This window comes from Actinomadura luzonensis (assembly GCF_022664455.2).
Lineage (GTDB): Bacteria > Actinomycetota > Actinomycetes > Streptosporangiales > Streptosporangiaceae > Nonomuraea > Nonomuraea luzonensis.
The window spans coordinates 6,061,048-6,085,369 of the sequence record NZ_JAKRKC020000001.1 but is presented as its reverse complement, the minus strand read 5'-3'; the positions used below and the strand labels follow the sequence as shown (position 1 = coordinate 6,085,369).

20 protein-coding genes and 1 pseudogene are annotated in these 24,322 nt (G+C 73.7%); 8 read left to right on the top strand and 13 right to left on the bottom strand.

All coding sequences use genetic code 11. The annotated features are described in order from the left end of the window. Positions 1-7 precede the first annotated feature (7 nt). Entirely contained in the window at positions 8-1,090 is a 1,083-nt protein-coding gene (locus MF672_RS28815) for a PrsW family intramembrane metalloprotease (RefSeq protein ID WP_242374369.1), read from the top strand. Here the strand turns inward: MF672_RS28815 and MF672_RS28810 are convergent. Next, positions 1,029-2,471 carry an MFS transporter gene (locus MF672_RS28810; protein WP_247815472.1) on the bottom strand — a complete coding sequence of 481 codons (1,443 nt, stop codon included), beginning with the start codon at positions 2,469-2,471 and terminating at the stop codon, positions 1,029-1,031. The two genes, MF672_RS28815 and MF672_RS28810, sit on opposite strands and share 62 nt — an antisense overlap. Before the next feature lie 45 nt (positions 2,472-2,516). Here MF672_RS28810 and MF672_RS28805 point away from each other — a divergent pair, with 45 nt between their 5' ends. Both MF672_RS28805 and MF672_RS28800 read left to right on the top strand, forming a co-directional pair. After that, positions 2,517-3,173, top strand: coding sequence for a winged helix-turn-helix transcriptional regulator (locus MF672_RS28805; protein WP_242374367.1), 657 nt, complete (start codon positions 2,517-2,519; stop codon positions 3,171-3,173). Continuing rightward, on the top strand, positions 3,070-3,690 hold the full coding sequence (locus MF672_RS28800) for a pyridoxamine 5'-phosphate oxidase family protein (protein WP_242374366.1): 621 nt from the start codon (positions 3,070-3,072) through the stop codon (positions 3,688-3,690). Before MF672_RS28805 ends, MF672_RS28800 begins: the two co-directional genes overlap by 104 nt. Here the strand turns inward: MF672_RS28800 and MF672_RS28795 are convergent. The 3 genes from MF672_RS28795 to MF672_RS28785 form a co-directional block, all read right to left on the bottom strand. Continuing rightward, positions 3,687-3,854 carry a hypothetical protein gene (locus MF672_RS28795; protein WP_242374365.1) on the bottom strand — a complete coding sequence of 56 codons (168 nt, stop codon included), beginning with the start codon at positions 3,852-3,854 and terminating at the stop codon, positions 3,687-3,689. The genes MF672_RS28800 and MF672_RS28795 overlap by 4 nt on opposite strands. A 334-nt stretch (positions 3,855-4,188) precedes the next feature. Then, positions 4,189-4,632, bottom strand: a complete 444-nt coding sequence (locus MF672_RS28790; protein WP_242374364.1) for a carboxymuconolactone decarboxylase family protein — start codon at positions 4,630-4,632, stop codon at positions 4,189-4,191. 85 nt (positions 4,633-4,717) lie between these two features. Next, positions 4,718-5,173, bottom strand: coding sequence for a hypothetical protein (locus MF672_RS28785; RefSeq protein WP_242374363.1), 456 nt, complete (start codon positions 5,171-5,173; stop codon positions 4,718-4,720). Between the two features lie 149 nt (positions 5,174-5,322). On the opposite strand from MF672_RS28785, the gene MF672_RS28780 reads away from it, so the two are divergent. Beyond that, positions 5,323-5,574, top strand: a complete 252-nt coding sequence (locus MF672_RS28780) for a metallothionein (protein WP_242374362.1) — start codon at positions 5,323-5,325, stop codon at positions 5,572-5,574. A gap of 24 nt (positions 5,575-5,598) precedes the next feature. Here the strand turns inward: MF672_RS28780 and MF672_RS28775 are convergent, their stop codons facing one another. The 8 genes and pseudogenes from MF672_RS28775 to MF672_RS28740 form a co-directional block, all read right to left on the bottom strand. Next, entirely contained in the window at positions 5,599-6,696 is a 1,098-nt protein-coding gene (locus MF672_RS28775) for a winged helix DNA-binding domain-containing protein (protein ID WP_242374361.1), read from the bottom strand. Positions 6,697-6,768: 72 nt separating this feature from the next. Next, positions 6,769-8,463 carry an ABC transporter family substrate-binding protein gene (locus MF672_RS28770; protein WP_242374360.1) on the bottom strand — a complete coding sequence of 565 codons (1,695 nt, stop codon included), beginning with the start codon at positions 8,461-8,463 and terminating at the stop codon, positions 6,769-6,771. Between the two features lie 17 nt (positions 8,464-8,480). Then, positions 8,481-10,542: pseudogene (locus MF672_RS28765) on the bottom strand (dipeptide ABC transporter ATP-binding protein). Next, positions 10,539-11,447: an ABC transporter permease gene (locus MF672_RS28760; protein WP_242383796.1), complete on the bottom strand. Its 909-nt coding sequence runs from the start codon at positions 11,445-11,447 to the stop codon at positions 10,539-10,541. The pseudogene MF672_RS28765 and the gene MF672_RS28760 overlap by 4 nt, the downstream one beginning before the upstream one ends. Next, positions 11,447-12,430 carry an ABC transporter permease gene (locus MF672_RS28755; RefSeq protein WP_242383797.1) on the bottom strand — a complete coding sequence of 328 codons (984 nt, stop codon included), beginning with the start codon at positions 12,428-12,430 and terminating at the stop codon, positions 11,447-11,449. The genes MF672_RS28760 and MF672_RS28755 overlap by 1 nt, the downstream gene beginning before the upstream one ends. A 128-nt stretch (positions 12,431-12,558) precedes the next feature. Then, positions 12,559-14,907, bottom strand: coding sequence for an AAA family ATPase (locus MF672_RS28750; protein WP_242383798.1), 2,349 nt, complete (start codon positions 14,905-14,907; stop codon positions 12,559-12,561). A gap of 43 nt (positions 14,908-14,950) precedes the next feature. Beyond that, a complete protein-coding gene (locus MF672_RS28745; protein ID WP_242383799.1) occupies positions 14,951-15,868 on the bottom strand; it encodes a haloalkane dehalogenase in 918 nt (305 codons plus the stop codon). A gap of 15 nt (positions 15,869-15,883) precedes the next feature. Next, a complete protein-coding gene (locus tag MF672_RS28740) occupies positions 15,884-17,614 on the bottom strand; it encodes a tetratricopeptide repeat protein (RefSeq protein WP_247815471.1) in 1,731 nt (576 codons plus the stop codon). A gap of 259 nt (positions 17,615-17,873) precedes the next feature. On the opposite strand from MF672_RS28740, the gene MF672_RS28735 reads away from it, so the two are divergent. Then, a complete protein-coding gene (locus MF672_RS28735) occupies positions 17,874-19,403 on the top strand; it encodes an MFS transporter (protein WP_242378655.1) in 1,530 nt (509 codons plus the stop codon). Positions 19,404-19,438: 35 nt separating this feature from the next. After that, the gene (locus MF672_RS28730) at positions 19,439-20,185 is read left to right on the top strand and encodes a DoxX family protein (protein ID WP_242378657.1); all 747 of its coding nucleotides are present in this window, start codon (positions 19,439-19,441) and stop codon (positions 20,183-20,185) included. 3 nt (positions 20,186-20,188) lie between these two features. Here the strand turns inward: MF672_RS28730 and MF672_RS28725 are convergent, their stop codons facing one another. Further along, positions 20,189-21,106, bottom strand: a complete 918-nt coding sequence (locus MF672_RS28725) for a DMT family transporter (protein WP_242378658.1) — start codon at positions 21,104-21,106, stop codon at positions 20,189-20,191. A gap of 130 nt (positions 21,107-21,236) precedes the next feature. Here MF672_RS28725 and MF672_RS28720 point away from each other — a divergent pair, with 130 nt between their 5' ends. Then, positions 21,237-22,343 (top strand): LacI family DNA-binding transcriptional regulator, encoded by a 1,107-nt coding sequence (locus tag MF672_RS28720; RefSeq protein ID WP_242378659.1) that lies wholly within the window; start codon positions 21,237-21,239, stop codon positions 22,341-22,343. 128 nt (positions 22,344-22,471) lie between these two features. After that, entirely contained in the window at positions 22,472-24,322 is a 1,851-nt protein-coding gene (locus MF672_RS28715; protein WP_242378660.1) for a ricin-type beta-trefoil lectin domain protein, read from the top strand.

Genomic DNA, 24,322 nt, shown 5'->3' with positions numbered 1-24,322 from the left:
CACCACCATGACCGCACCGTCGCTCGCCCAGCGCCCCAGCGTGGCACTGTTGATCGGGCTGGTCGTCTCGGGGCTCCTCGCGCTGGTCACCCTCACGGTCATGCTGGTCGTGGGCGGCCCCGCCGGGTTCGGGCTGTCCGTGCTGCTGGCGCTTGCGCCGCTGCCGGTGCTGCTGGCCGCGGTGCTCTCCCTCGACCGGCTGGAGCCCGAGCCGAAGCTGCACCTCGCCTTCGCGTTCGCGTGGGGCGCGGGGGTGGCGATCGTCCTCGGCATCGCGCTGACGTTCGTCGGCCAGCAATGGGTGAAGACCGGCTACGGCGCCGCCGTCGCCGAGAACGTCGGCACCGTGTTCCTCGCCCCGGTGATCGAGGAGGCGCTGAAGGGGGCGGCGCTGCTGCTGCTCCTGCGCCGCCGCCAGGAGATCGACGGCCTGACCGACGGCATCGTGTACGCCTCGCTCGCCGGCCTCGGCTTCGCCGCCGTCGAGAACGTCGGCTACTACCTGATCGCGTTCGGCCAGCAGGGCCCCGGCGCGGCGATCCAGCTCTTCGTGGTGCGGGGGCTGATCGACCCGCTCGGCCACCCGATCTACACCTCGCTGATCGGCCTCGGCGTCGCCTACGCGATCACCCGCCGCACCGCCCACCGCTACGCCATGATCCCGCTGGGCTACCTCGGCGCCGTCGTCCTGCACGCGCTCTGGAACGGCGCCGCCAGCACCGGCTCGTTGTACTGGCTGGGCGGCGCCTACCTGGTGATCATGACGACGCTCGTCGCGCTGGTCGCCGTCACCGTCAACGAGCGCCGCCTGCTGGTCGGCAAGATGGCCCACTACCTGCCCGCCTACCAGCACACCGGGCTGATCTCCGACGCCGACGTGCGCATGCTGACCACGCTCCCGGCCCGCAAGGCGGCCCGCAAGTGGGCGCGGCGCGCGGGGCTCGGCCGGGCCATGGGCGACTACCAGCAGGCCGCGACCGAGCTGACCATGCTCCACCTGCGGGCCGAGCGGCAGGAGCTGGACCCGGTCAGGTTCGCGGTGGAGCGGGACGCGTACCTGGGCGCGATGGCCCAGGCCCGCCGCTGGTGACGCGGATCAGCGACGGATGGCCCAGGCGCGCCGCGGTCAGCGGCGGAAGGCCCAGGCCGCCGCGGCCGTGGCCGCGGTGAGCAGGACGCAGGCCCCACGGCCACCGCCGCGCCGCGCGCCGGCCGAGGGCGCCGACGACCGCCGCCACGCCGGCCGCGCCCAGGGACGAGCCGACGTAGCGGGCGGTGTTGTTGGCCCCCGACCCCATGCTCACCCGATGCGCGGGCACGCTCTCCACGGCCAGGTGCGTGATCGCCGAGTTGATCAGGCCGGAGCCCACCCCGCTCACCACCAGCCCGGCCACGACCAGCGGGAGCGACAGCGTCGCGCCCACGCCGAGCAGCGCCGCGAAGCCGGCGGCGGTCAGCCCGAGCCCGGCCGCCAGCCGCGCGGCCGAGCCCAGCCGGACGTGCCGGGTCAGCAGCGCGCCCGCGAACGACGGCCCCGACCAGACGGCGAACAGCAGCGCCGTCGCGAGCGGCGTCAGCCCGTGCGCGACCTGCAGCACGGTCGGCAGGTAGTTGAGCAGCCCCACGATCGCCCCGCCCACGACCAGCGCCGACCCCGTGGCCAGCAGGAACGCGGGCCGCCTGAACAGCGTCAGGTCCAGCAGCGGCTCCGCCCGCCGCCGCTCCACCGCGACGAACGCCGCCAGCAGCACCGCCGCCAGCACGAACGCGGCCGGCACCACGGGCCGCGACCAGCCCGCCCGGCCCTCGGTGACCCCGGCGACCAGCGCCGCCACGCCCAGGCTGAGCAGCACCACGCCGGGGACGTCGAAGCGGCGCGGCGCCGGCGAGCGCGACTCCTCCAGCGTCCGGGCCGCGATCGCCGCGAGAGCCGCCGCGGCCACCCCCACCAGCGCGTACACCGCCCGCCAGCCGGTGAGCGCGGCCAGCGCGCCGGACACCAGCGGCCCGAGCAGCGTGCCGAGGCCGAGCATGGCCCCGTAGCGGCCGGTGGCCCGCACCCGCTCCGGCCCGGACGGGAAGGCGTGACCGAGGATCCCGAGGCTGGCCGCCAGCATCGCCGCGCTCGCCCCGCCCTGGACGAGCCGCGCCGCCACGAACACCGGCACCGACGGGGCCGCCGCGCCCAGCACGCTCGCCACGGCCAGCACCACCGAGCCGGCGACCAGCACCCGCCTGCGTCCGTGGTCGTCGGCCAGCCCGCCGGAGACCAGCAGCAGCGACGACAGCCCGAGCGCGATCGCGCCCAGCATCCACACCGGACCGGTCGGCCCGGCGCCCAGCGACCGCGCCATCTGCGGCAGCGTCACCATCGGCGCGGTGAAGTTGGCCAGCACCAGCAGCGGGGCCGCCGAGGTCACGGCCAGGGTCGCGCCCTGCGTCACTCTTGTCGGTTCAATCACTGAACTCATGCGCCGGACGCTATCACGGTTCGGTGAATGAACTAACATGGGGGCATGGCGCTCGGCAAGAACTACGACGGCCAGGACTGCTCCTTCGCAAGGACGCTGGAGGTGCTCGGCGAGCGCTGGACGCTGCTCGTCGTCCGCGACGCCATGTACGGCGTGCGCCGCTTCGCCGACTTCCAGGCCCACCTCGACATCCCCAAGGCGGTGCTGTCGCAGCGGCTGGCCTCCCTCGTCGCGGCCGGCGTGCTCGAACGCCGCCGCTACCAGGACGCCCCGCCCCGCGACGAGTACGTCCTGACCCCCATGGGCCGCGAGCTGTGGGTGCCGATGCTGGCCCTCGCCCAGTGGGGCGAGCGCCACCTGTCCGAGCGCGGCCCCCGCCGGCTCTTCCACCACGCGACCTGCGGCGCGCGGCTGGAGCCCACCTCGGTCTGCGGCGCCTGCGGCCGGCTCGTGTCCCTGGAGGAGGTCGAGGTGCGCCCCGGGCCGGGCCTGCGTGACGACACGCGGGACGACCTGGTCAGTCTCGCCCTGCGGACGCCCCACCGGATGCTGGTCCCGATCCCTGACAAGATGGGGGAAACCCCCGAAGGGAGATCACATGAGCTGGGCCGAGATCGCGTCCGAGGCCGAGTTGCGGGAGTTGCTCGGCGAGGTCATGCCGAGGGCGGCGACCAAGGAGCGGGTGCGCCTGCACGAGCGTGACCGGCAGTGGCTGGCGGCCTCGCCGTTCTGCCTCATCGCCACCTCGGACGAGCACGGCAACTGCGACGTCTCGCCCAAGGGTGACCCGGCCGGGTTCGTGCACGTCCTCGACGACACCACGATCGCCATCCCCGAGCGTCCCGGCAACCGCCGCGCCGACGGCTTCCACAACATCCTGCGCAACCCGCACGTCGGGCTCATCTTCCTGATCCCCGGCCGCAACGAGACGCTGCGCGTCAACGGCCGCGCCCGGCTCGTCCGCGAGGCCCCGTTCTTCGACGAGCTGGTCGTCAAGGGCCACCGCCCAAGCTTGGCGGTCGTCGTCGAGATCGAGCAGATCTTCTTCCACTGCGCCAAGGCGTTCCTGCGCTCGTCGCTGTGGAAGCCCGAGACCTGGGGCGACGAGCTGCCCTCGCACGCCGTCATCACCAAGGACGTGCAGAAGGTCGAGGAGAGCCTGGAGGAGCTGGAGACGTACTACGGCGAGGGATACCTCAAGAAGCTGTACGCCTCCTAGGCGGCGGGCGCCGGGCCGCCGGGGAAGCGGATGACGTTCCTGCCGGTGTAGGCCCGCAGGTCGACGACCTTGGGATCTGCGGGCGGCCTGCGGCGGTCTGCCGAACGGATGTCGCGGACCTTGTGCCTGGCGATGTGTGGCGGCACCACCACAAGCCTGTTCATCGTGAGCCCCCCGTGATGTTCCTGTGACTTATGTTATCTACCGATACCCCCGTAAGGCTGATGTAAGGAGCAGGTCAATAGGGCAGCGTGCGGCCCCCGGGCGACCGCAGGTCCAGCTCCAGGGCCGGACGCGGACGCCGCTTGGCGCTCGCCTTGGTGACTCGGACGCGTTTCATGATCTCCCCCTTCGGAAGCGCGCCGCTCTCCTTCCTCACACTGCGCCGGTCCGCTTGGCGGCGGCTTGACGGAAGCTTGCCGTCATGCGGGCCAACCTAGCCGGGGCGCCGGGCCCGCTCAATGCATTTCTACGGCCTGGCACCCCGGCTTACCGCGCTCAGCCGCCGGGCGTGAGGCGGGCGGTGACCCCGATCCGGTTCCAGGCGTTGATCATCGCGATGGCCGCGATCAGCAGCGCGAGCTGTGGCTCGTCGTAGTGCTCGCGGGCCTGCTCCCACACCGCGTCGGGCACGGCCTCCCGGTCGGCCAGCCGGGTGGCCTCCTCCGTGAGCGCGAGCGCGGCCCGCTCCGCCGGGGTGAACACCGTGGCCTCGCGCCAGGCCGCGACCATCCACACGCGCTCGTCGCTCTCGCCGGACTTCTTCAGGTCGCGGCTGTGCATGTCCACGCAGAAGCCGCAGCCGTTGATCTGGCTGGCCCGCAGTTTCATCAGCTCGACCGTGGTCACGGGCAGGCCGCCCTCGTGCAGGATCTTCTCCACCGCCAGGAAATGGTGGTAGATGCCGGGGATGTGCTGGGTGAGGTCGATCCGCTGGGTCATGACTGTCTCCCGTAGCCGTTTCAGGTGCTTACGGGTAGTGGACGGAGCGGGCCGCCACGATGTGACAGCTCCCGGGTGAGAAATCTCAGCCCTTGCAGTTGCCCCAGCTCTGGCGGCCGCCCCACGCCTCCACGCGGTTGTCGGGGTCGCGGGTCCAGCCGGCGTACCGCACGCACTTCCAGCTCCCGTCGAGGTGGCCGGTCTCGGCGTAGTAGCGGTACTTCTGCACGTCCTCCGACTTGCCGCCGCCGCGCACCTCCAGGTACGCGCCCGTGACCGAGCGGACCCCGCGGAACGCGGTCTTGATCGCGGCGACGCAGTTCTTGCCGCTGCGCTTGTTGTACATCAGATAGACGTGCCCGAAAACGGCTCCGTCGCGCGTCTTCATCGCCCGGTGGCCGTCCTTGACCCGGTGGAAGCCGGGGCCGCAGACGCGCTCCGGGGTGTACGCGGCCGTGGCGGCGTAGGCGGAGGAGGGAAGCGCGGCCAGGCCGGCGGCGGCCAGGGCGGTGGCGATGACGGCTCGCGTGAACACGGTCATCCCTTCATCGGTCAGGCGGAAATAAGGACATCGAAGATCTTTACTGTGACTTGACCGTATTGGCAAGGGGCGGAAATGGTGGTTCCTTGGGGAGAACGCGCCCCGGAACCGGGTATCCCCCGGGCGGATCGACTGCAAAGGGGATCACCATGGCCGTCTGCGAGACCTGCGGCAACGACTACGACATGGCGTTCGAGGTGCACGCGCAGGGGGCGGTGCACACCTTCGACTGCTTCCAGTGCGCGATCGAGGCCATGGCGCCCATCTGCGAGCACTGCGGCACCAAGGTCATCGGGCACGGCGTGCAGTCGGGCGAGCACTGGTACTGCTGCGCGCACTGCGCCCGCCAGGAGGGCAACGACGGCATCGTCGACCGCGTGATGGCCGGCACCACCACCTGAGGCCGCCACCACGCCGCCCACGGGCTACTCGGGCAGCAGCGGGCGGAGCCGCGCCACGGCCTCCGCCAGCGGCTCGGCCGGGACCGGCGCGGCGAGGTCGAGCACGATCTCGCCGTCCCGGTGCTCCCACACGCCCGCGACCCGGCCCTCGTGCACGACGACCGGGGAGATCCAGCCCGCCTGCCGGCTCACCTTGGCCTTGAGCCCGGGCGGGATCAGCGGGGCGAGCGTACGCGGCGCGCCCAGGATGTACTGGTCGAAACCGGGCAACAGGTGGACCGCCTCGGACGGGGCGGTGCCGGCCAGGTCGTCCACGTGCTCCGCCGGCGCGAGCAGCCGGTGCCCGTCGTCGGTCACGACCTCGGCCAGCTCGGGCGCCAGCTCGCGGAACCAGCCCTTCAGCACCGCCTTGCGCGCCGTGCCGCCGAACAGCCAGGCGTCGAACATCTCCGGCGTCGCCGGGCCGTGCGCCCCCAGGAAGGCCCGCGCCACCCGCACGCCCGCCTCCTCCTGCGGCGGCAGCCCGTCCGGCCAGCCGGGAACCCAGCCGGCCGGCGTGGTGAAGGTGACCCTGCCCTCGCGGGGCGGGCCGTAGCACAGCTCGCCGAGCCGGCTCAGCGGCTTGAGCAGCGCGCCCCAGCCGGACGTCAGCGGCTCGCGCAGACGGCTCCTGCCGGTCTGTGCCACCACGGCCTCGACCAGCTCCTCCCGGGTGAGCGGGTCGCCCTTCAGCGCCTCGGGGACCGCCTCCATGATCTCGCCGAGCTCGCCGGCCGTCACCCCGTGGTAACGCAGCCACGAGCCCTTCTCCCAGAACCGCAAGGTGGCGAGCGCGCTGCAGTAGGAGGCCAGCTCGTCGGCCGGGACCAGGTGCAGCGTGCCGCCCCGCATCAGCCAGGTCTTGACCAGCGTGCGCTCCGACCACAGCGCCCGGGTGATCTCGTCGCGGTCGGGCCGCGCCCGCCGGACCGCCACCGCCAGCTCCGCCGACGACGCCACCTGCGCCTGCACCCCGCACAGGCGGCGCGCCACGCTCACCGCGTCGGGCCCGTCGGCCCCGCTCACGAACTGCCTGCGCAACCGCCAGGCCAGGATCTGGCCCCAGCTCACCCGGATCGTCACCCGCCCTTTCTACACGCTCCCACCGACATCCCAGGACGCGGCAGCGGGCGGGGGACGGGCACGGCCGCGCGGTCAGCGCATGAAGCCGATGTTCTCGTAGCGCAGGTCGTAGAAGCCGCGCGCCCCGACGTTCGCCAGCGACTCCTTCACCGCCACGTTCTGCGGCCGCTGGTACAGGGGCAGCACGTTGACCTCCTGCCACAGCAGCCGGTCGGCGGCGTTGGCCGCCGCGCGCCCCTCGGCCGGGTCGAGGCTCTGCGCGGCCCGGCTCATCGCCTGGTCGACGGCCGCCGACCCGGTACGCCCGAAGTTGGCGTTCCACGACTTCCCGTCGGGCGCGTTCGCGTAGATGCCGTAGCTGCTGGAGACGGGGAACGGGGTGCCGATGTAGGCGAAGGGCGCGATGTCGAAGTTGCCGGGGATGATGTAGCTGGTGAAGAAGTCGTCACTGGGCACCGCCTGGATGTTCAGCTTGACCCCGATCTGGGCCAGCATGCTCTGCGCCAGCTCCCCCTCCTGCTTGCTGATCTGCACCCCCGACGGCACCACGAACCGCAGCTCCAGCGGCCTGCCGTTCTTCTGCCGCACCGCCCCGTTCAGCCGCCAGCCGGCCGCGTCCAGCAGTTGCCGCGCCCGCCCCGGGTTGTACGCCCCGAGATCGCCCGCGTTGTCCTGGTAGCCCTCCTGGGTGTTCATGAAGAAGTGGTTGTCCAGCAGCGCGATCGGCCAGTCCAGCCCCTGCAGGTCGGACTGCGCGATCGCCTGCCGGTTGATGCCGAGCTGGAGCGCCTGGCGCACGCCGCGGTCGCGCAGCAGCTCGCTCGACCCGTTGAAGGTGAAGTGCCGGAAGTCCGGCCCGGCCGCCTGCCGCACCTGCGCGCCCGAGGTGGCCTTGGCCCGCGCGTAGCCCGGCGCGGACGGCCCCACGTCGATGATGTCCAGCTCGCCGTTGCTGAACGCGCCGATCAGGGAGTCCTGCTCCGACGCCCGGAAGACGATCCTGTCCAGCTTGGCGCGCTCGCCCCACCACGACTCGTCGCGCACCAGCGTGATCGTCTTGGCCGTCTGGTCGAAGCCGCCGAACCTGAACGGCCCGGCCGTCACCGGGATCTTGTTCAGCCAGCCGGTGTTGAACGCCTCGGGCGAGGAGTTGGTGGCGGCCGGCAGCAACGGCCCGAACAACGCCTGCCAGTCGCCGAACGGCCGCGCGAACGTCACCACCACCTGATGGTCGTCCTTGCCCCGCGCCACCTTCTCGATGTCCTGGTAGCCGGTGGCCGAGGCGATGCGGTAAGCCGGGTTCCTGCCGTTGAGCGCCTGCCACTGGGCCTGGTAGTCGGCCCACGTGATCGGCTTGCCGTCGGACCAGTGCGCCTTCGGGTTCAGCGTGTACGTCACCACCTGCCGCGGCCGCTGCGCGGTGACCTCGGCCTTGAGCACGTAGTTGCGGTCGGGCGCGATCTCGGCCTTCTCGTCGGAGGCGAACGGCGCGGGCAGCAGCGCGTTGCTGACCGCCGCCGCCACCGCCAGGTTGCCGTCGACGTGGTTGCGGTTCCACTGGGAGGGGAACTCGCCGATGCCCCACCGCAGCGTCCCGCCGTCCTTGACCCGGTCGCGCGGCTGCAGGTTGATGTCGAAGGCCTTGATCGTACGGTCGTCGCCGGCGCCGCCGGCACCCCCCGCGCCGCCGCCCGGCGCGCCGCCGCAGCCCGCCAGGGCCAGCGGCGCGGCCAGGGCCAGGGCCAGAGCGAGACGTGCTGCTTTCATCGAGCGATCCTCCTGGTCTATACGACGACACGCCTCTCGGCGTAGTGGCAGGCCGCGCCGTGGTCCTCCTCCAGCGTCCGCACCTCGGGCTCCAGGCCGACGCAGAGCTCGCGCTCCTCGCCGGTGAGCTCGGTACGGAACTTGGGACACCTGGTGCGGAAGCGGCAGCCCGTCGGAGGGTTGGCCGGGCTGGGCAGGTCGCCCTCCAGCAGGATCCGCCGCCGGGCGCGCTCACGCGCCGGGTCGGGCAGCGGGATCGCTGACAGCAGGGCCTGGGTGTAGGGGTGCGCGGGCGTGTCGTAGACGGCGTCGACCTGGCCGATCTCGGCGATCCGGCCGAGGTACATCACCGCCACGCGGTCGGCGAGGTGCCGCACGACGGCCAGGTCGTGCGCCACGAACAGGTAGGACAGCCCGAGCCTGGCCTTGAGCGCGCCGAGGAGGTTGATCACGCCGGCCTGGATCGACACGTCGAGCGCCGAGACCGGCTCGTCCAGCACGAGCAGCCGGGGCTCCAGCGCCAGCGCCCGGGCGATGCCGATGCGCTGCCGCTGCCCGCCGGAGAAGTCCTGCGGGTAGCGGGCCGCGTGCGCGGGGTCGAGCCCGACCAGCGACAGCAGCTCGGCCACCCGCCGCCCCGGACCGGGCACGCCGTGCGTGCGCAGCGGCTCGGCCAGGATGTCGTGGACCGTCATGCGCGGGTCCAGCGAGGCGAGCGGGTCCTGGAAGACGACCTGCATGTCGCGCCGGATCGCGGTGCGCTCGGCCCGGCCGAGCCGGGCGGTGTCGCGGCCGAGCACGACGACGCGCCCGGCCTGCGGGGCGGTCAGCTCCAGGATCTGGGTCAGCGTGGTGGTCTTGCCGCTGCCGGACTCGCCGACCAGGCCCAGCGTCTCGCCCTCGCGGACGTCGAAGCCGACCCCGGCCACGGCGTGCACGGTGCCCACCCGGCGCTTGAACACCGCGCCCCGCAACAGCGGGTAGTCCTTGACCAGGCCGCTGACCTCCAGCACCGTGCGCGCCGGGCGGGCGCGCGGGCGCGGCGGCTGCGGCGCCTCGCCGCCGGCGGCGACCGGGCGCACCTCCTCCCTGCGGACGCAGGCCGCGCGGTGCCCGGCGCCGACCTCGGACCAGCGGGGGCTCGCGCTCGTCGCAGGCGGCCACGTGCAGCGGGCAGCGCGGCGCGAACGGGCAGCCGGGCGGCAGCGCGGCGGGGGAGGGCGGGCTGCCCTCGATCGGCACCAGCCGCCGCACGCCGTCGCGGTCGATGCGCGGCACCGAGCCGAGCAGCCCCGCCGTGTACGGCATGCGCGGCCGGTAGTAGACGTCGTCCACGTCGCCGACCTCGACCGGGCGGCCGGCGTACATGACCAGGACCCGGTCGGCGAAGCCGGCCACCACCCCCAGGTCGTGGGTGATCATGATGATCGCGGCGCCTGTCTCGCGCTGCGCCGTCTTCAGCACCTCCAGCACCTGCGCCTGGACGGTGACGTCGAGCGCGGTGGTCGGCTCGTCACAGATGATCACGTCGGGGTGGTTGGCCATGGCCATCGCGATCACCACGCGCTGCCGCATGCCGCCGGAGAACTCGTGCGGGAAGGCGAGCGCCCGCTCCGACGGGTGCGGGATGCCGACCAGCTCCAGCAGCTCCACGGCCTTGACCAGGGCGTCCTCCTTGCCGACGCGCTGGTGCGCGCGCACCGCCTCGGCGATCTGGTCGCCCACCCGGTAGACCGGCGTGAGCGCCGAGAGAGGGTCCTGGAACACCATGGAGATCGCCTTGCCGCGCAGCGCGTCGAGCCGCCGCTCGGGCGCGCCGATCAGCTCCTCGCCGTGCAGCCGCACCGACCCGGTGACGCGCGCCCCCGGAGGCAGCAGCCCCATGACGGCGGCCGAGGTGACGGACTTGCCCGACCCGGACTCGCCGACGATCGCCAGCACCTCGCCGGGCCGCACCGCGAAGTCGACCCCGCGCACCACCGGCACCCCGCCGAACGACACGCCGAGCCCGGCGACCTCCAGCACCGGGCTCACCGTGGCCCCGGCGCCGCCCGCGCTCACGACGCTCTCCAGGCTCACCGGCCCCTCCCCGACGAGGGGTCGAAGGCGTCGCGCAGCGCGTCGCCCACGAGGTTGACCGCCAGCACCGTGACCACCAGCAGCCCGGCCACGAACCAGAACGTCCACGGCGCGTACGTCGCCGTCTTCGACCCGTCGGCGATCAGCGTGCCGAACGACACGTCGGGCGGCTGGATGCCGAACCCGAAGTACGACAGCGAGGTCTCGGTGAGGATGGCCGCGCTGACGTTGAGCGTGGCATCGACGATGAGCAGCGACGACAGGTTGGGGATCACGTGCCGGAAGACGATCCGCACCGGCGGCACCCCCATGTAGCGGGCCGCCTGGATGAACTCGCGCTCCTTCAGCGAGATCGTCATCCCCCTGACCACCTTCGAGGTCACCATCCACAGGAACAGCGCCAGCATGACCACGAACAGCGGCCACTGCCCGGCGCCGAACAGCGGCGACATGATCGCCAGGATGAGGAAGCCGGGCAGCACCAGCAGCAGGTCGGTCAGCCAGCTCAGCGCCCGGTCGGTCCAGCCCATGAAGTAGCCGGCGAACGCGCCGGCCACGGCCGCCAGCGCGGTGGAGACCAGCGCCGCCAGCAGGCCCACGACCAGCGACTTCTGCATGCCGCGCAACGTCAGCGCGTAGACGTCGGCGCCGGTCTGGAGCGTTCCGAACCAGTGGGCGGGCGAGGGCGGCTGGAGGAAGGCGGTGAAGTCCTTGTCGGTGTAGCTCCACGGGGACGACAGCGGCCCGGCGAAGGCCAGCAGGAACAGCACCGCCAGCACCGCGAAGCCCGCGAGCCCCTGCCGGGAGCGGAAGAAGCGCCCGGCCACCACCCGCAGCCGCGAGGGGACGCGGGCGACGCCGCCGTCGGACAGCTCCTCGGCCTGCTCCTCCTGCGACAGCGTCATCAGGACCGCACCCTCGGGTCGAGCGCCGCGTGCAGCAGGTCGGCGGCGAGCGAGGCGCACAGCACGGCCACGCCCGCCAGCAGCGAGATCGCCGCGACGGTGTTGACGTCGTTGGTGAAGATCGAGTTGATGAGCTGCTCGCCCAGCCCGTGCCAGCCGAAGATCTTCTCGGTGAACGTGGCCCCGGTCAGCAGCGCCCCGAAGGTGAACGCGAAATAGGTGGCCACCGGGATCAGCGCCGTGCGCAGCGCGTGCCGGACCAGCGCCTTGCGCCGGCTCAGCCCCTTGGCCACGGCGGTGCGCACGAAGTCGGCGCCGAGCACGTCGAGCATCATGTTGCGCTGGTAGCGGCTGAAGACGGCGGCGAGCCCGACCGACAACGAGGTGGTCGGCAGGATGAGGTGCTGCAGCCGGTCGAGGACCTGGCCCCAGAACCCGGCCGCGAGCCCGTCGCTGTACTCGCCGCTGACCAGCAGCACCTGGTGGCCGAAGACGCGCTCGTTGGCCCAGGACGCCAGCAGGATCAGCATGTTGGCCACCACGACCACCGGCACCGCGAGCACCAGGAAGGACAGGCCGGTGGAGAGCCGGTCGAACCAGCCGTACTGCCGCACCGCCGCGAGCGCCCCGGCCAGCACCCCGATCAGGCTGCCGAACAGCAGCCCCAGGATGACCAGCCGGAACGTGACGCCCATGCGGCGCCGGAGGTCGTCGCCGACCGGCGAGCCGGTGATCGTCCTGCCGAAGTCGCCCTCGAGCACGCCCGACGCCCAGGTGGCGTAGCGCTGCAGCAGGGGGGTCCTGTCGTTGAGGTTGAGCGCGGTGAGCTGGGCGTCGACCACCGCCGGGGGCGGCTTGGGGGTGCGGTCGGCGTAGTTGGAGCGCGGGTCGAGGGCGACGGCGGCCAGCACGTAGGCGAGGCTGGTGGCCACGACGACGAGCACGGCGTAGCCGAGCAGCCTGCGGCCCAGGAACCCGGCCATCGCCCTCCCTCTCGCGCGGGTGCACGCTATGCAGTCATATTGCTACACCATGTGGCCGGAAGGCGCACGCAGCCGGGAGAAGAAGCGCCCCAAGTTCGCGCAGGGAGAAGCCCCCTCAGAGGAGGGGGTCAGCGGCCGGACAGCTCGTCCACGGCGGCGGCGACGTCCTCGCTGGTGATCGTCGTCAGCTCGGCGGCGCTGGCCGCCGCCCCCGCGCCCGCCTGCGCGGCGAGCCGCACGTCGCGGCGCATCGCGGCGCGCTCGAACAACGAGCGGGCGAAGCGGCCGTTGCCGAGCCCGTCGATCAGCCGCTCGGCGCAGACCCAGGTGAAGACCTCGTCGAGGTTGCGCAGGGCGCCCTCGTCGAAGGTGTCGCCGGCCTTGCCCGCGAGCAGCACCGCGATCTCGCTCAGCTCGGCGGGGGAGTAGCTGGGGAAGGCCACGCGCTGGTTGAACCGGCTGGCCAGGCCGGGATTGGTGGCGAGGAAGGCGTCCATCTCGCGCTCGTAGCCGGCCAGCACGACGACGAGCCGGTCGCGGTCGTCCTCGGCCCGCTTGAGCAGGGTCTGCACGGCCTCGGAGCCGAACGCGTCGCCGCCCTGGTAGCCGGGGTTGACCAGGCTGTAGGCCTCGTCGATGAACAGCACGCCGCCGAGCGCCCGGTCGACCAGCTCGTTGGTCTTGATCGCGGTGGCCCCGAGGTGCTGGCCGACCAGGTCGGCGCGGTGCGCCTCGACCACGTCGGGCCGGGCCAGCAGGCCGAGCGCGGCGAAGATGCGGCCGAGCACCCGCGCCACCGTGGTCTTGCCGGTGCCGGGCGGGCCGACGAAGACGAAGTGCCGCATCTGCTGCGGCGTCGGCAGCCCGCGCTCCTGCCGCATGCGGGCCACCTGGAGCTGCGCGGCGATGGCGTGGACCTGCCGCTTGACGGGGGCGAGGCCGGCCATGCGGTCGAGGTCGGCGAGGGCCTCCTCCAGCGTGGGGGTGGCGACGTAGCCGCGGAAGCGGGCGGTGAGGTCGTCGAACGCCTTGGCGACGTCGGCCGTCGTGGTGGTGACGAGGTCCTGCGTGCTCGGCGTGCCGCCGGCGCCCACCACGCGCACGTCGCGGGCCTGGGCGGCCGCCTCGACCAGGCTGCGGGCGAAGCGGGCGTTGCCCAGCTCGTCGACCAGGCCGCGGCGGTGGACGTCCTCGTACCGGCCGAGCAGCACCCGGCGGGTCTCGGGGCTCATCTGGTCGCCCCGGCGGCGCTGGAGCAGCTCGGTGACCTCGACCAGCTCCTGCGGGGAGTAGCCGGGGAAGCGCACGCGGGTGGCGAAGCGGCTGGCCAGGCCGGGGTTGCTGGACAGGAAGCCGCTCATCTCCTGCTCGTAGCCGGCCAGGATGATGATGAGCCGGTCGCGGTCGTCCTCGGCTCGCTTGAGCAGGGTCTGCACGGCCTCGGCGCCGAACCGGTCGGGCTGGCCGTCGGAGGAGTTGACCAGCCCGTACGCCTCGTCGATGAACAGCACGCCGCCGAGCGCCCGGTCGACCAGCTCGTTGGTCTTGATCGCGGTGGCCCCCAGGAACTCGCCCACGAGGTCGGCCCGCTGCGCCTCGACCACGTAGGGGGTCTCCAGCAGGCCGAACGCGTAGAAGATCTTGGCGAGCGCGCGCGCCACCGACGTCTTGCCGGTGCCGGGCGGGCCGACGAAGACGAAGTGGCGGGTGGGCCGCTCGCTGGTGTAGCCGGCCTCGGCGCGCAGCCGGGAGGCCTCGATGGAGGCGGCGATCGAGCGCACCTGCTCCTTGACCGGGGCCAGCCCGACCATGCCCTCCAGCTCGGCGAGCGCGTCCTCGACGGAGATCTGGGGCAGGCCGCTCGCCTTGTCGTGGTGCGCCTCGGCGCGGCCCTCGCGGGCCCTGACCCGGACCTGCTCCTCCACGGCGGCGCTCTCGGCCCTGGCCTGGCGGGCCTGGAGGAAGCGGTAGACGAGCACGGCGAGGGCGGCGGCGTACGCGGCCCAGACCGAGGCCGTGACGGAGACCAGGTGGACGGCGGCGCCGAGCAGGCCCGCGGGCAGCAGCGCGGCCAGCGTGGTCACCCACGGCGTGACCCAGCGGATGAGGTGCGCGGCGGCGGCCGCCGGCAGGGCCAGCCCGACCATGAGGTGCAGGGCCGGCGAGCCCGCCGGGTAGAGCCGCCCGAAGACCTGCACGGCCAGCACCGCCCAGCCCGCCACCACCAGCGTGGTGGCGGCGGCGCGGGGGAAGCGCATGGTCAGCGCGACGAAGGCGAGCGCCAGCAGGACGAGGGGGAAGGTGGTGAGCAGGTTCCAGCCGAGCGCCGCGCCCGCGCCCATGGTGGCGACGAGCACGACGACGTAGAGCACCCGGCGCACGGCCGGGGGGACCCGGAAGTAGCGCTCCCGCACCTGTTCGAACAGATCCCGCGCTGCGGCCCGCCCCGCGGCCTGGGCCCTGTCGGACTCACGCATCACGCCTCCCCGGTCCGCCCCCGGTTATACCGCACCGGACGGACTATTGGGCGGTCCTGACACGCTGCGCGGAGGTCACGAAAACGGCGATCTGACGGCCGAGTTCGGCTCCGGCGTCCTCCTGGAGGAAGTGTCCGGCGCCGTGGATCACGGGATGCTCCAGGCCGGAGGCCCCTGCCATCGATTTGAGGAGGATCGGCCGCATACCTCCCGTGATCGGGTCTCCGTCGGAGAAGGCCACCAGGAACGGGCGCTCCAGTGTGGTGAGAATCCGCCAGGCAGCGCGGTTGGCGGGCGCGGCGGGGTCGTCCGGCGAGGTGGGCACCAGGCCCGGCATGGCCCGCGGCCCCGCCTTGTACGACTCGTCGGGGAACGGCGCGTCGTAGGCCGCCCGCACCTCCGGCGGCAGCTCGCTCCTGCACCCCGCCTGCACGAGCCGGGCGATGTCGAGCACGGGGGCGGCGCGCACCGCCTGCCTGAAGCGGTGCCACACCTCGGGCATGGGAATGTCACCCGTGGGCAAGCCCGTGTTGGCCGCCACGATCCTGGCCACCCGCTCCGGGTGCTCGGCGGCGATCCGCAGGCCGATGAGCCCGCCCCAGTCCTGGCCGACCACCGTCATGCCGCGCAGGCCGAGCGCGTCGAGCAGCAGCGCGCGGGTCCACTCGACGTGCCGCGCGTAGGTGTGGTCGGCGGGGTCGGCGGGCTTGTCGGAGCGGCCGAAGCCGATGAGGTCGGGCGCGACGGCCCGCAGCCCGGCCGCGGCCAGCTCGGGCATGACGTGGCGGTAGAGGAAGGACCAGCTCGGCTCGCCGTGCAGCAGCACCACCGGCTCGCCGCCGGCCGGGCCGGCCTCCACGTACGCCATGCGCAGGCCGTCGCCCACCTCGGCGTAGCGGGGCTCGTACGGGAAGTCCGGCAGGGCGGCGAAGCGCTCCTCGGGAGTACGCAGAATCCGCATAGAACAAAACTCTAGTCACCGGCGCTGGTGCCGCCCAGGGTATTCGCCGACGAGCACCCGCGTGGGCGTGACCCGCAGCACGCCGGAGTCGGCGAGCGCGACGCCGCGCACCTCCACCCAGAACCGCCGCTGCAACGGGTCGGCGGCGAAGACCGCCACCCGAGGGTCGGCCGCGATCGCCTCCCACGCCTCGGCGCCCGCGATCAGGCGCAGCTCGCCGGTCGAGGTGACCGTGGCGGCGGCGCCGGCCGCCCGGGGGCCGAGCCCGTCGCCGTAGGACAGCACGACGCCGCGCGCGTGGGAGATGGCCTGGCGCACCTCGGCGGTCAGCGCGACCGACGGCTCGGCCCCCATCGGCAGGTCGCACATGACCAGCGAGGCCCGCCAGGGGCCCGGGCCGCCCCGCCACCAGGCCCGCGCCGCCCGCGCCGCGAACACCGCCACCGCCGCGCCCAGCGCCCCCAGCCCGGCCCGCCAGGCCCACGCCGACCCCAGCAGGCCGCCCGCCGCGCAGGCCGCCGCGGCCGGCACCACCAGCGCGGCCGCGACCAGGAGCCACACGTCGTCGCGGTAGCGGGCCCGCAGGCAACCCCGCACCACCGGGTACGGCACCGCCAGCGCCGCCACGGCCGCCCGCGGCTCGACCGCCAGCGCCCCGCCCACCAGCGGCACCAGGACCGTCCACGTCCTGATGAGCACGATCCAGAGCATGACCCCGGCGTCGCGGCGGGCGACCCGGTCGGGGCCCGCGAGCACCGCCTGCTCCAGGGCCGGCAGCGGCCGGCCCCGCCAGGACTCCGCCACCCCCCGCACCAGCGCCAGCGCGGGCCAGCCGAGCACCAGGACGCCGGCCAGCCCCGCCCACACGGGGTCGAGCGCGCGCGGCACCGCGGCGGAGGTCCCCAGCACCAGCCAGGCGGCGAAGGCCGGCACCGACGCAGCGGCCGCCACGACGCCGGCCCCGAGCCACGGGTCCCTGCCGAACATCCCGGGCACGTACCGCCAGACTCCGACCCTGCGGGCCTGCCGGACGGTGAGCGGCACCAGCAGCGCGAGCACCGCGAACCCGCCGAGCCGCGCCTCCGTCCCCCGGTCCAGCAGCAGCGCCGCCGCCGCGACGGCGACGGTGGCCACGGCCACCAGCAGCCGCGCCTGCCGCGACCAGACCTCCAGCGCCCGCCTGGCCCGGCCGGTCTCGCGCGGGTCCACGGGCCAGGCCGGGTCGTGGTGCGGGCGCGGCCGTTCCCAGCGCAGCAGCGCCAGCGCGAGGTTCGTGCGGGCCTGCGGGTCGCCGGGGGCGACGGCCAGCGCCGACCGGTAGAGCCCCTCGGCGCGGGTGTGGTCGCCGCGCAGCAGCGCGAGGTCGCCGAGCAGCACCTCGGGGCCGGCCTGCTCGGGGGCGAACCTCCTGGCCAGCTCGGCGTGCTCGACGGCCGCCCGCCAGCGGCCCGGCCGCCTGCGCAGCACGGCGGCCAGCCGCACGCGGGCGGGCCAGGATCCGGGCGCCAGCTCCACCGCCCGCTCGGCGGGGGCGAGCGCGTCGGCGTCGCGGCCCAGCCGCTCGTGGGCGAGGCTGATCAGCCGGTAGGCCCATTCGGCGCCCGGGTCGAGGTCGGCGGCGCAGCGGGCGGCCTCCAGCGCGGACTCGGGGCGGCCGGCGTTGAGCCTGGTCAGGGCCTCGTCGCACCACTCGCGTGAGGACCTATCCTGAATGTCACCATTTCTGCCACTTGGATCGGTCCCCACGGATCCATGATCGGTTCGGCGGTGGATGTTGGATAGATGCCGACATATGGCTGTATCTCTCTAGAGAGGTGCGGTCAGACCGTGGATCAGGCGATACCGCTATGACAAGCGCGGCCCATGGCCTAAGCTGCCACGCAAGCCGGAGCGCACGAGCCGGGGCGTCCTCCTTCACCAGGAGCGGGCGTGAAGCCGCGGTTCGCACGCGGCCGACCATCTGCACGTGCGGGCCCTGTCAACGGATCGGCCTGCTAGGAGGCCCATGACCGTCACACAGGCCGCACCGCTCGTCAAGATCACCGCCCGCCGGCCCGGCGACCGCCGCTGGTCGATCCTGGTGCTGCTCTGCCTGGCGCTGCTGCTCATCACGGTGGACGCGACGGTCCTGCACATCGCGGTGCCCGCGCTCACCGCCGCGCTCGAACCCAGCGCGGTCCAGCTCCTGTGGATCATCGACGTCTACTCGCTGGTCGTCGCGCCGCTGCTGATCATGTTCGGCACCCTCGGCGACAAGTACGGCAGGAAGCGCCTGGTCCTCGGCGGCTTCGTGCTGTTCGGGCTGGCCTCGGCCGGGGCCGCGTTCGCCCCGACGCCGCTGACGCTCATCCTGTTCCGCGCGCTGCTCGGCGTCGGCGGCGCGATGATCATGCCGGCCACGCTCTCGCTCATCCGCCAGGTCTTCACCGACCGGCGCGAGCGGGCGATCGCCCTCGGCGTCTGGAGCGCCGTCGCCGCGGCCGGCGCCGCCGTCGGCCCGCTCATCGGCGGCGTGCTGGTCGGGTTCTGGTGGGGCGCGGTCTTCCTCATCAACGTGCCCATCCTGCTCGTGCTGCTGCCCGCCGCCGCCCGGCTGCTGCCCGACTCGCCGGTGCGCCGCGGGCGCCCCTGGGACGGCGCCGGCGCCGCGCTCTCGGTGCTCGGCGTCCTCCTGCTGGCCTTCGGGCTCAAGGAGGCGGGTTCGGGCACCCTCATGCCGAGGTGGGCGTCGGTGCTGGTGTTCCTGGCCGGGGCCGGGCTGCTGGTGGCCTTCGTCCGGCGGCAGCGGCGGCTGGCCGTGCCGCTGCTCGACCTCGGCCTGTTCCGGCGGCGGGAGTTCGCCACCGGCGTGGCCGGGGTGCTCCTCGGCGTCTTCGCGCTGGTCGGGCTCCAGCTCATGCTGGCCCAGTACCTCCAGCTCGTGCTCGGCGACAGCCCGGTGCGCGCGGCGCTGCGCATGTTGCCGCTGGTGCTCTCGGCCGTGTGCGGCGGGCTCGCCGCGGCCCACATCCTGCCGCGGGTCGGCCTGCGGGCCACCATGAGCGGCGGCCTCGGGCTCGTCGCGCTGGCCCTCAGCCCCACGCTGAGCTGGGGCGTCGAGGGCCACCCGCTGATGCTGGCCGTGTGCTTCGTCGGCATCGGGTTCGGCGTGCAGGTGGCGCTGCTGGCCGCCTCCGACACGATCATGTCCGCGGTCCCCGAGTCCCGGGCGGGCGGGGCGGCGGCCATCGAGGAGACCGCGTACGAGCTGGGCGCCGGCCTCGGCGTCGCGGTGCTCGGCACGATCACCGCCGTCGCCTACGCCCCCGGCCTGCCCGCCGTCGCCGGGGTCCCCGCCGCCGGCATGGACGAGGCCCGCCAGTCGCTCGCCTCGGCCGCGCACGTCGCGCACCAGGTGGGCGGCTCCGCCGGAGGGGCGCTGCTCGACGCCGCCCGGTGGGCCTTCGTCAACGCCCTGCACACGACCGTCGTCGTGAGCGTCGTCCTGCTGAGCCTGACGGCCGTCGCGGTGGCCGTGCTGCTCCGCCGTGATTGAGGTGTGCCATGTCCCGAACCGGGCAGACAACTACCGTGAAACAGGTCCTCCGTGATGTCGCGGCCTTAGTCGCCCGCCTCGGCGTGGGCGGGATCTTCTTCGCCAACGGCTGGACCAAGCTGGAGGACGGCCTGAAGATCACCGGCTCCAAGTTCCTGGAGCAGGGCGCGCCCGCGCCGCAGGCGTGGGCCACGGTCACGATGCTCGCCGAGCTGATCGGCGGGGCGCTGCTGATCGCCGGGCTGGCGGTCTCGATCACGGGCCTGATCCTCTTCGCCGAGGCGCTGTCGGTCTTCCTCGTCGCGCCGCCGCTCAACCCGATCACCATGAACGAGCTGATCCTGCTCGGCGCGGCGTCGTTGCTGCTGGCCGTGGTGGGGGCCGGGCGGGTCTCGGTCGACCACATGGTGGTGATCCGGCGGCGGGAGGCGGAGGCGGCCGACGAGTTCGCCGCAGACAAGGACGTGGAGCGCGTCCTCGCGTCCTTCCGCGACCCCGACGACCCTGACGACCCCGGCGCCGCCGGCGCCCCCGGCTCCTCCGGCGAGCCGGCCCGCGAGCCCGAGGCCGCCACCTCACCCGAGGAGCGCCCCGCGCGGCCCGTCGCGGACAAGGAGGAGCCCGCTCCGCAGACGCCCGGGGCCGAGGACACCGCGCCGCACCCGCGCCCGCGCACCCCGGCGCCCAAGCGCGCCGAGGACCCCGTGCCCGCGCCGGGCGACACCCTGGTCGCGGGGCGCAAGAAGCCCGCGCCGCGCGCCCGCCGCAGCACGTCCGAGTGACGTTCAGGCCGCCGGGGCGGCGGCGCGACGCCGGGTGAGCACCCCCTGCGTGAGCGCGATGGCCACGAGGATGACCACCGCCCCCACCGGCTGGTTCCAGCTGATGCCCTCCCCGAGCAGCAGCACCCCGGAGGCCGCCGCGACCACCGGCAGCAGGTACGTCACCGTCGAGGTCGTCGTCACCCCGATCCGCCGCTGCACCCAGTACATCAGCAGGTACGCCACCCCGGTCCCCAGCCCGCCGAGCGCCGCGAGGCTCCACCACACCCCGGCGGGCGCGTCCAGGTCGGCCAGGGGCACGCCGGCCGCCAGCGTCACCACGGCGAGCTGCACCGTCCCGGCGAGGAGCTGCCCGGCCGCGAGCACCACGGCGGGCTCCGGCCGCCGCCCGGTGATGAAGCGGCCCATGTACGCCCCGCCCACGCCGTAGCAGAGCGCCGCGCCGAAGCAGGCCAGGCTTCCGCCGAGCTGCCCGCCGTCCATCGGCTGCCACACCCCGAGCACCACCATCACGCCCGCGAACCCGAGCCCCAGCCCGCTCACCCGGCCCGCGGTGGCCCGCTCGGCCCGCAGCGCGAGCGTGAAGGCCAGCGTGCAGAGGGGCGTGGTCGCGTTCCAGATGGCCGCGACGACGGAGGAGACGTACTGCTCGCCGTAGGCGAAAAGGGTGAAGGGCAGGGTGGTGAGCACCACCGAGGCGACGAAGAAGTGCCCCCACAGGCGCGGGTCGCGGGGGAGGGGCCGGCGGCTGACGGCGAGCGCGGCCAGCAGGACCGCGGCCCCGATCGCCATCCGCCCGAACGACACCTGCAGCGGGTGCAGCGCGCCCACCGCGATCTTGATGAAGAAGAAGCTGTTCCCCCAGATGACGGCGAGGGCCAGGAAACCCGGCAGCCATCTCCCCACGGTCTTCGCGCGCACGCGCACCCCTCCGGTCGACGAACCCGGCAGGAGCGTAGCGACCATATCGCCCGGATGCGTAGGGATATATCCCTATCTTCGGGCCGCGGACGTACGGCTGGCTATCCTGGCGGCGTCGAGAGGGGCGCCGATGGCGAGGGCGGGCAGGGCACGCGCGACGGTGCGCGACGTCGCGGCCGAGACGGGCCTGTCGATCGCCACGGTCTCACGCGTGCTCAACGGCGGCGCCGGCGTCGCCCCGCACACCCGCGAGCTGGTGCTGGCGGCCGTCGAGCGGCTCGGCGACCAGGCGCCCCGCCCCCGTGCCGACCCCCGGGCCGATCCCCGGGCCGATCCCCGGGCCGCCCAGCGGGCCGACCCTCGTGCCGATCCCCGGGCCGCCTCCGGCCCCCGGCAGCCGCTCGCCGGCGCGGTGTACGTGCGCTGCCCGTACCTGCTGACCGACTACTTCGGCCTCATCGTCTCCTCCGTCGGCGAGACCATCGACCTGCACGGCCGCCAGATGATCCTCGGCGCCGGCGAGGCCGCCCAGGACGCCGCCGTGCTGCCCGGCCTGCCCGCCCGGCCCGGCGTGGCCGGCGCGATCCTCGTCCTGCCGCCCGAGCCGGAGGAGGAGCTGGCGCGCCTGCGCGACCGCGGCTTCCCGTTCGTGGTCGTCGATCCGCGCACGCGCCCGCCGAAGGACATCCCGGCGGTCTCGGCCGCGCACTTCGCGGGCGGACGGGCGCTGATGGCGCACGTGACCGAGCTCGGCCACCGCCGGGTCGGCATCATCGGCGGCCCCACCCGCTGGCTGCCCAGCGAGGCGCGGCTGGCCGGCTACACCGCCTCGCTGGCCGGCGCGGGCGTGCTGCCCGAGCCGGCGTTGCTGCGCAGCGTGCCGGAGCCGAGCGCCGAGCACGGCTACCGGGCCGCGGGCGAGCTGCTCGACCTGCCGGAGCGGCCGACGGCGCTGGTCGCGTTCAACGACAAGATGGCGGTCGGCGCGTTGTGGGCGGCGGCCGAGCGCGGCCTCCGCGTGCCCGGCGACCTGTCGGTGGCCGGGTTCGACGACATCGACGTCAGCCGGGCCACCACGCCGCCGCTCACCACCGTGCGGCAGCCGTTGCAGGAGATGGGCCGGATGGCGGTCACGCTGCTGATGCGGCTGCTCAGCCGGCACACCGTCGAGGCGCTGCACGTCTCGCTGGCCACCGAGCTGGTCGTGCGGGGCTCCACCGGCCCCGCGCCGCGCTGATTGTTTCATCTGTTACATGCCTTGACGGGGCAATTGACCCATGTTCTGCTGCTGGGTGCGGAGTTAAGTTTCCTAACTGTTTCATTTGTTACATGGGCATCACCCCCCAGCCCGAAAGGACTTGCGCCGTGCCCAGAATCCTCCTCGCGCTCGCCTGCGCCGCCGCCCTGTGCGGGCTGGCCGCGCCCGCCCCGGCCTACGCCGCCGGCGAGCAGGTGAACATCTGGCTCACCACCACCTCCGACTCCGGCGGGCGGGCCGTCACCCGGGGCCTCCAGCAGCAGACGCCGGTCGCCTTCGGCCCGGCGGGCGGCGCCGCCGACCAGACGATCACGGTCGACGAGGCGACGACGTACCAGCCGTTCGAGGGCGGCGGCGCGTCGATCACCGACACCACCGCGTACCTGCTGCGCGGCGGCCCGGTCAGCGCCGCGACCCGCGACGCCGTCATGCGCCGGCTGTTCTCCCCGTCCGACGGCATCGGCCTGTCCTTCGTCCGCAACCCGATCGGCGCCTCCGACCTGTCGCGCCCCGGCATGGTCTCGCTCGACGACACCTGCTGCGACCTCGCCGACTTCGGCGCCAACGGCTACGACACGGACGTCCGGCTGCTCACCGTCCAGGCCAGGCAGCTCAATCCGCAGCTCCGGGTGATGGGCGTGCCGTGGAGCGCGCCCGGCTGGATGAAGGACAACGGCCGGATGGACCAGATGGGCTGGCTGAAGTGGGAGCACTACGCCACCTACGCCCAGTACCTCACCAAGTACGTCCAGAGCTACCAGGCGGCGGGCGTCCCGGTGATGTACCTGTCCGTGCAGAACGAGCCGAACTGCTGCCAGGCGTCCAACCCCACGGCCATGGACTACCCCGGCATGAACTGGAACGCCTCCGGCCTGATCGAGCTGACCAAGAACTTCGTCTACCCGGCCTTCCGGGCGGCCGGGATCGGCACCAAGGTCCTCGTCCACGACTGGAACTACGGCGACTACGGCCAGATCGGCGGCCCCGTCCTCGCCGACGCCGCGCTGCGCGGCGACCCGCTGTTCGGCGGCATCGCCTGGCACGGGTACTACGGCGACCCGGCGGTCGGCACGCAGGTGCACGGGCAGTATCCGGCGGTGCCGCAGTTCAGCACCGAGCACTCCGGCGGCACCTGGGTCAGCAACCAGCACAACGAGGACATGGCCGACATCGTGACCTACGCCCGCAACTGGAGCCGCAGCCTGGTCAAGTGGAGCCTCGGCGTCAACCAGAACATGGGCCCGCACAACGGCGGCTGCGGCACCTGCACCGGCCTCGTCACCGTCCAGGAGGGCGGCAGCCGAGCCGGCCAGGTGGACTACACGATCGAGTACTACACGACCGGCCACCTCACCAAGTTCGTCAGGCCGGGCGCGTACCGCATCGACTCCACGGCGAGCACCGCGATCCCCAACGTGGCCTGGCGCAACCCCGACGGCTCCAAGGCCCTCATCGCCCACAACGGCGGCACCACGGCCCGCTCGCTGCGGGTGAACTGGGGCGCCCAGTCCTTCACCTACACCCTGCCCGCCCGCACCAGCGCCACCTTCACCTGGTCCGGCAGCCAGGGCACGGGCGGCGGCGGCCGGATCACCGGCCTCGGCGGCAAGTGCGTGGACGTGGCCGGCGGCAGCAGCGCCGACGGCGCCGCCGTCCAGCTCTACACCTGCAACGGCACCGCCGCCCAGCAGTGGACCCGCCCCGGCGACGGCACGCTGCGCGCGCTCGGCAAGTGCCTGGACGTCGTGGACCACGGCACCGCCGACGGCGCCAAGCTCCAGCTCTGGAGCTGCACCGGCGCGGCCAACCAGCAGTGGACCTACACCTCCGGCCGCGACCTGGTCAACCCGGCCGCGAACAAGTGCGCCGACGTCACCGGCAACACCAGCGCCGACGGCACCCGCCTGCAGATCTGGACCTGCACGGGCGCGGCCAACCAGAAGTGGACCATGAGCTGA

What these genes read in the sequence shown, in the direction of transcription:
- MF672_RS28745 (WP_242383799.1), bottom strand. Translation starts at nt 15,868, where the DNA reads ATGCGGATTCTGCGTACTCCCGAGGAGCGCTTCGCCGCCCTGCCGGAC.
- MF672_RS28760 (WP_242383796.1), bottom strand. Translation starts at nt 11,447, where the DNA reads ATGACGCTGTCGCAGGAGGAGCAGGCCGAGGAGCTGTCCGACGGCGGC.
- MF672_RS28800 (WP_242374366.1), top strand. Translation starts at nt 3,070, where the DNA reads ATGAGCTGGGCCGAGATCGCGTCCGAGGCCGAGTTGCGGGAGTTGCTC.
- MF672_RS28755 (WP_242383797.1), bottom strand. Translation starts at nt 12,430, where the DNA reads ATGGCCGGGTTCCTGGGCCGCAGGCTGCTCGGCTACGCCGTGCTCGTC.
- MF672_RS28770 (WP_242374360.1), bottom strand. Translation starts at nt 8,463, where the DNA reads ATGAAAGCAGCACGTCTCGCTCTGGCCCTGGCCCTGGCCGCGCCGCTG.
- MF672_RS28790 (WP_242374364.1), bottom strand. Translation starts at nt 4,632, where the DNA reads ATGACCCAGCGGATCGACCTCACCCAGCACATCCCCGGCATCTACCAC.
- MF672_RS28795 (WP_242374365.1), bottom strand. Translation starts at nt 3,854, where the DNA reads ATGAACAGGCTTGTGGTGGTGCCGCCACACATCGCCAGGCACAAGGTC.
- MF672_RS28805 (WP_242374367.1), top strand. Translation starts at nt 2,517, where the DNA reads ATGGCGCTCGGCAAGAACTACGACGGCCAGGACTGCTCCTTCGCAAGG.
- MF672_RS28735 (WP_242378655.1), top strand. Translation starts at nt 17,874, where the DNA reads ATGACCGTCACACAGGCCGCACCGCTCGTCAAGATCACCGCCCGCCGG.
- MF672_RS28810 (WP_247815472.1), bottom strand. Translation starts at nt 2,471, where the DNA reads ATGAGTTCAGTGATTGAACCGACAAGAGTGACGCAGGGCGCGACCCTG.
- MF672_RS28750 (WP_242383798.1), bottom strand. Translation starts at nt 14,907, where the DNA reads ATGCGTGAGTCCGACAGGGCCCAGGCCGCGGGGCGGGCCGCAGCGCGG.
- MF672_RS28815 (WP_242374369.1), top strand. Translation starts at nt 8, where the DNA reads ATGACCGCACCGTCGCTCGCCCAGCGCCCCAGCGTGGCACTGTTGATC.
- MF672_RS28720 (WP_242378659.1), top strand. Translation starts at nt 21,237, where the DNA reads ATGGCGAGGGCGGGCAGGGCACGCGCGACGGTGCGCGACGTCGCGGCC.
- MF672_RS28780 (WP_242374362.1), top strand. Translation starts at nt 5,323, where the DNA reads ATGGCCGTCTGCGAGACCTGCGGCAACGACTACGACATGGCGTTCGAG.
- MF672_RS28785 (WP_242374363.1), bottom strand. Translation starts at nt 5,173, where the DNA reads ATGACCGTGTTCACGCGAGCCGTCATCGCCACCGCCCTGGCCGCCGCC.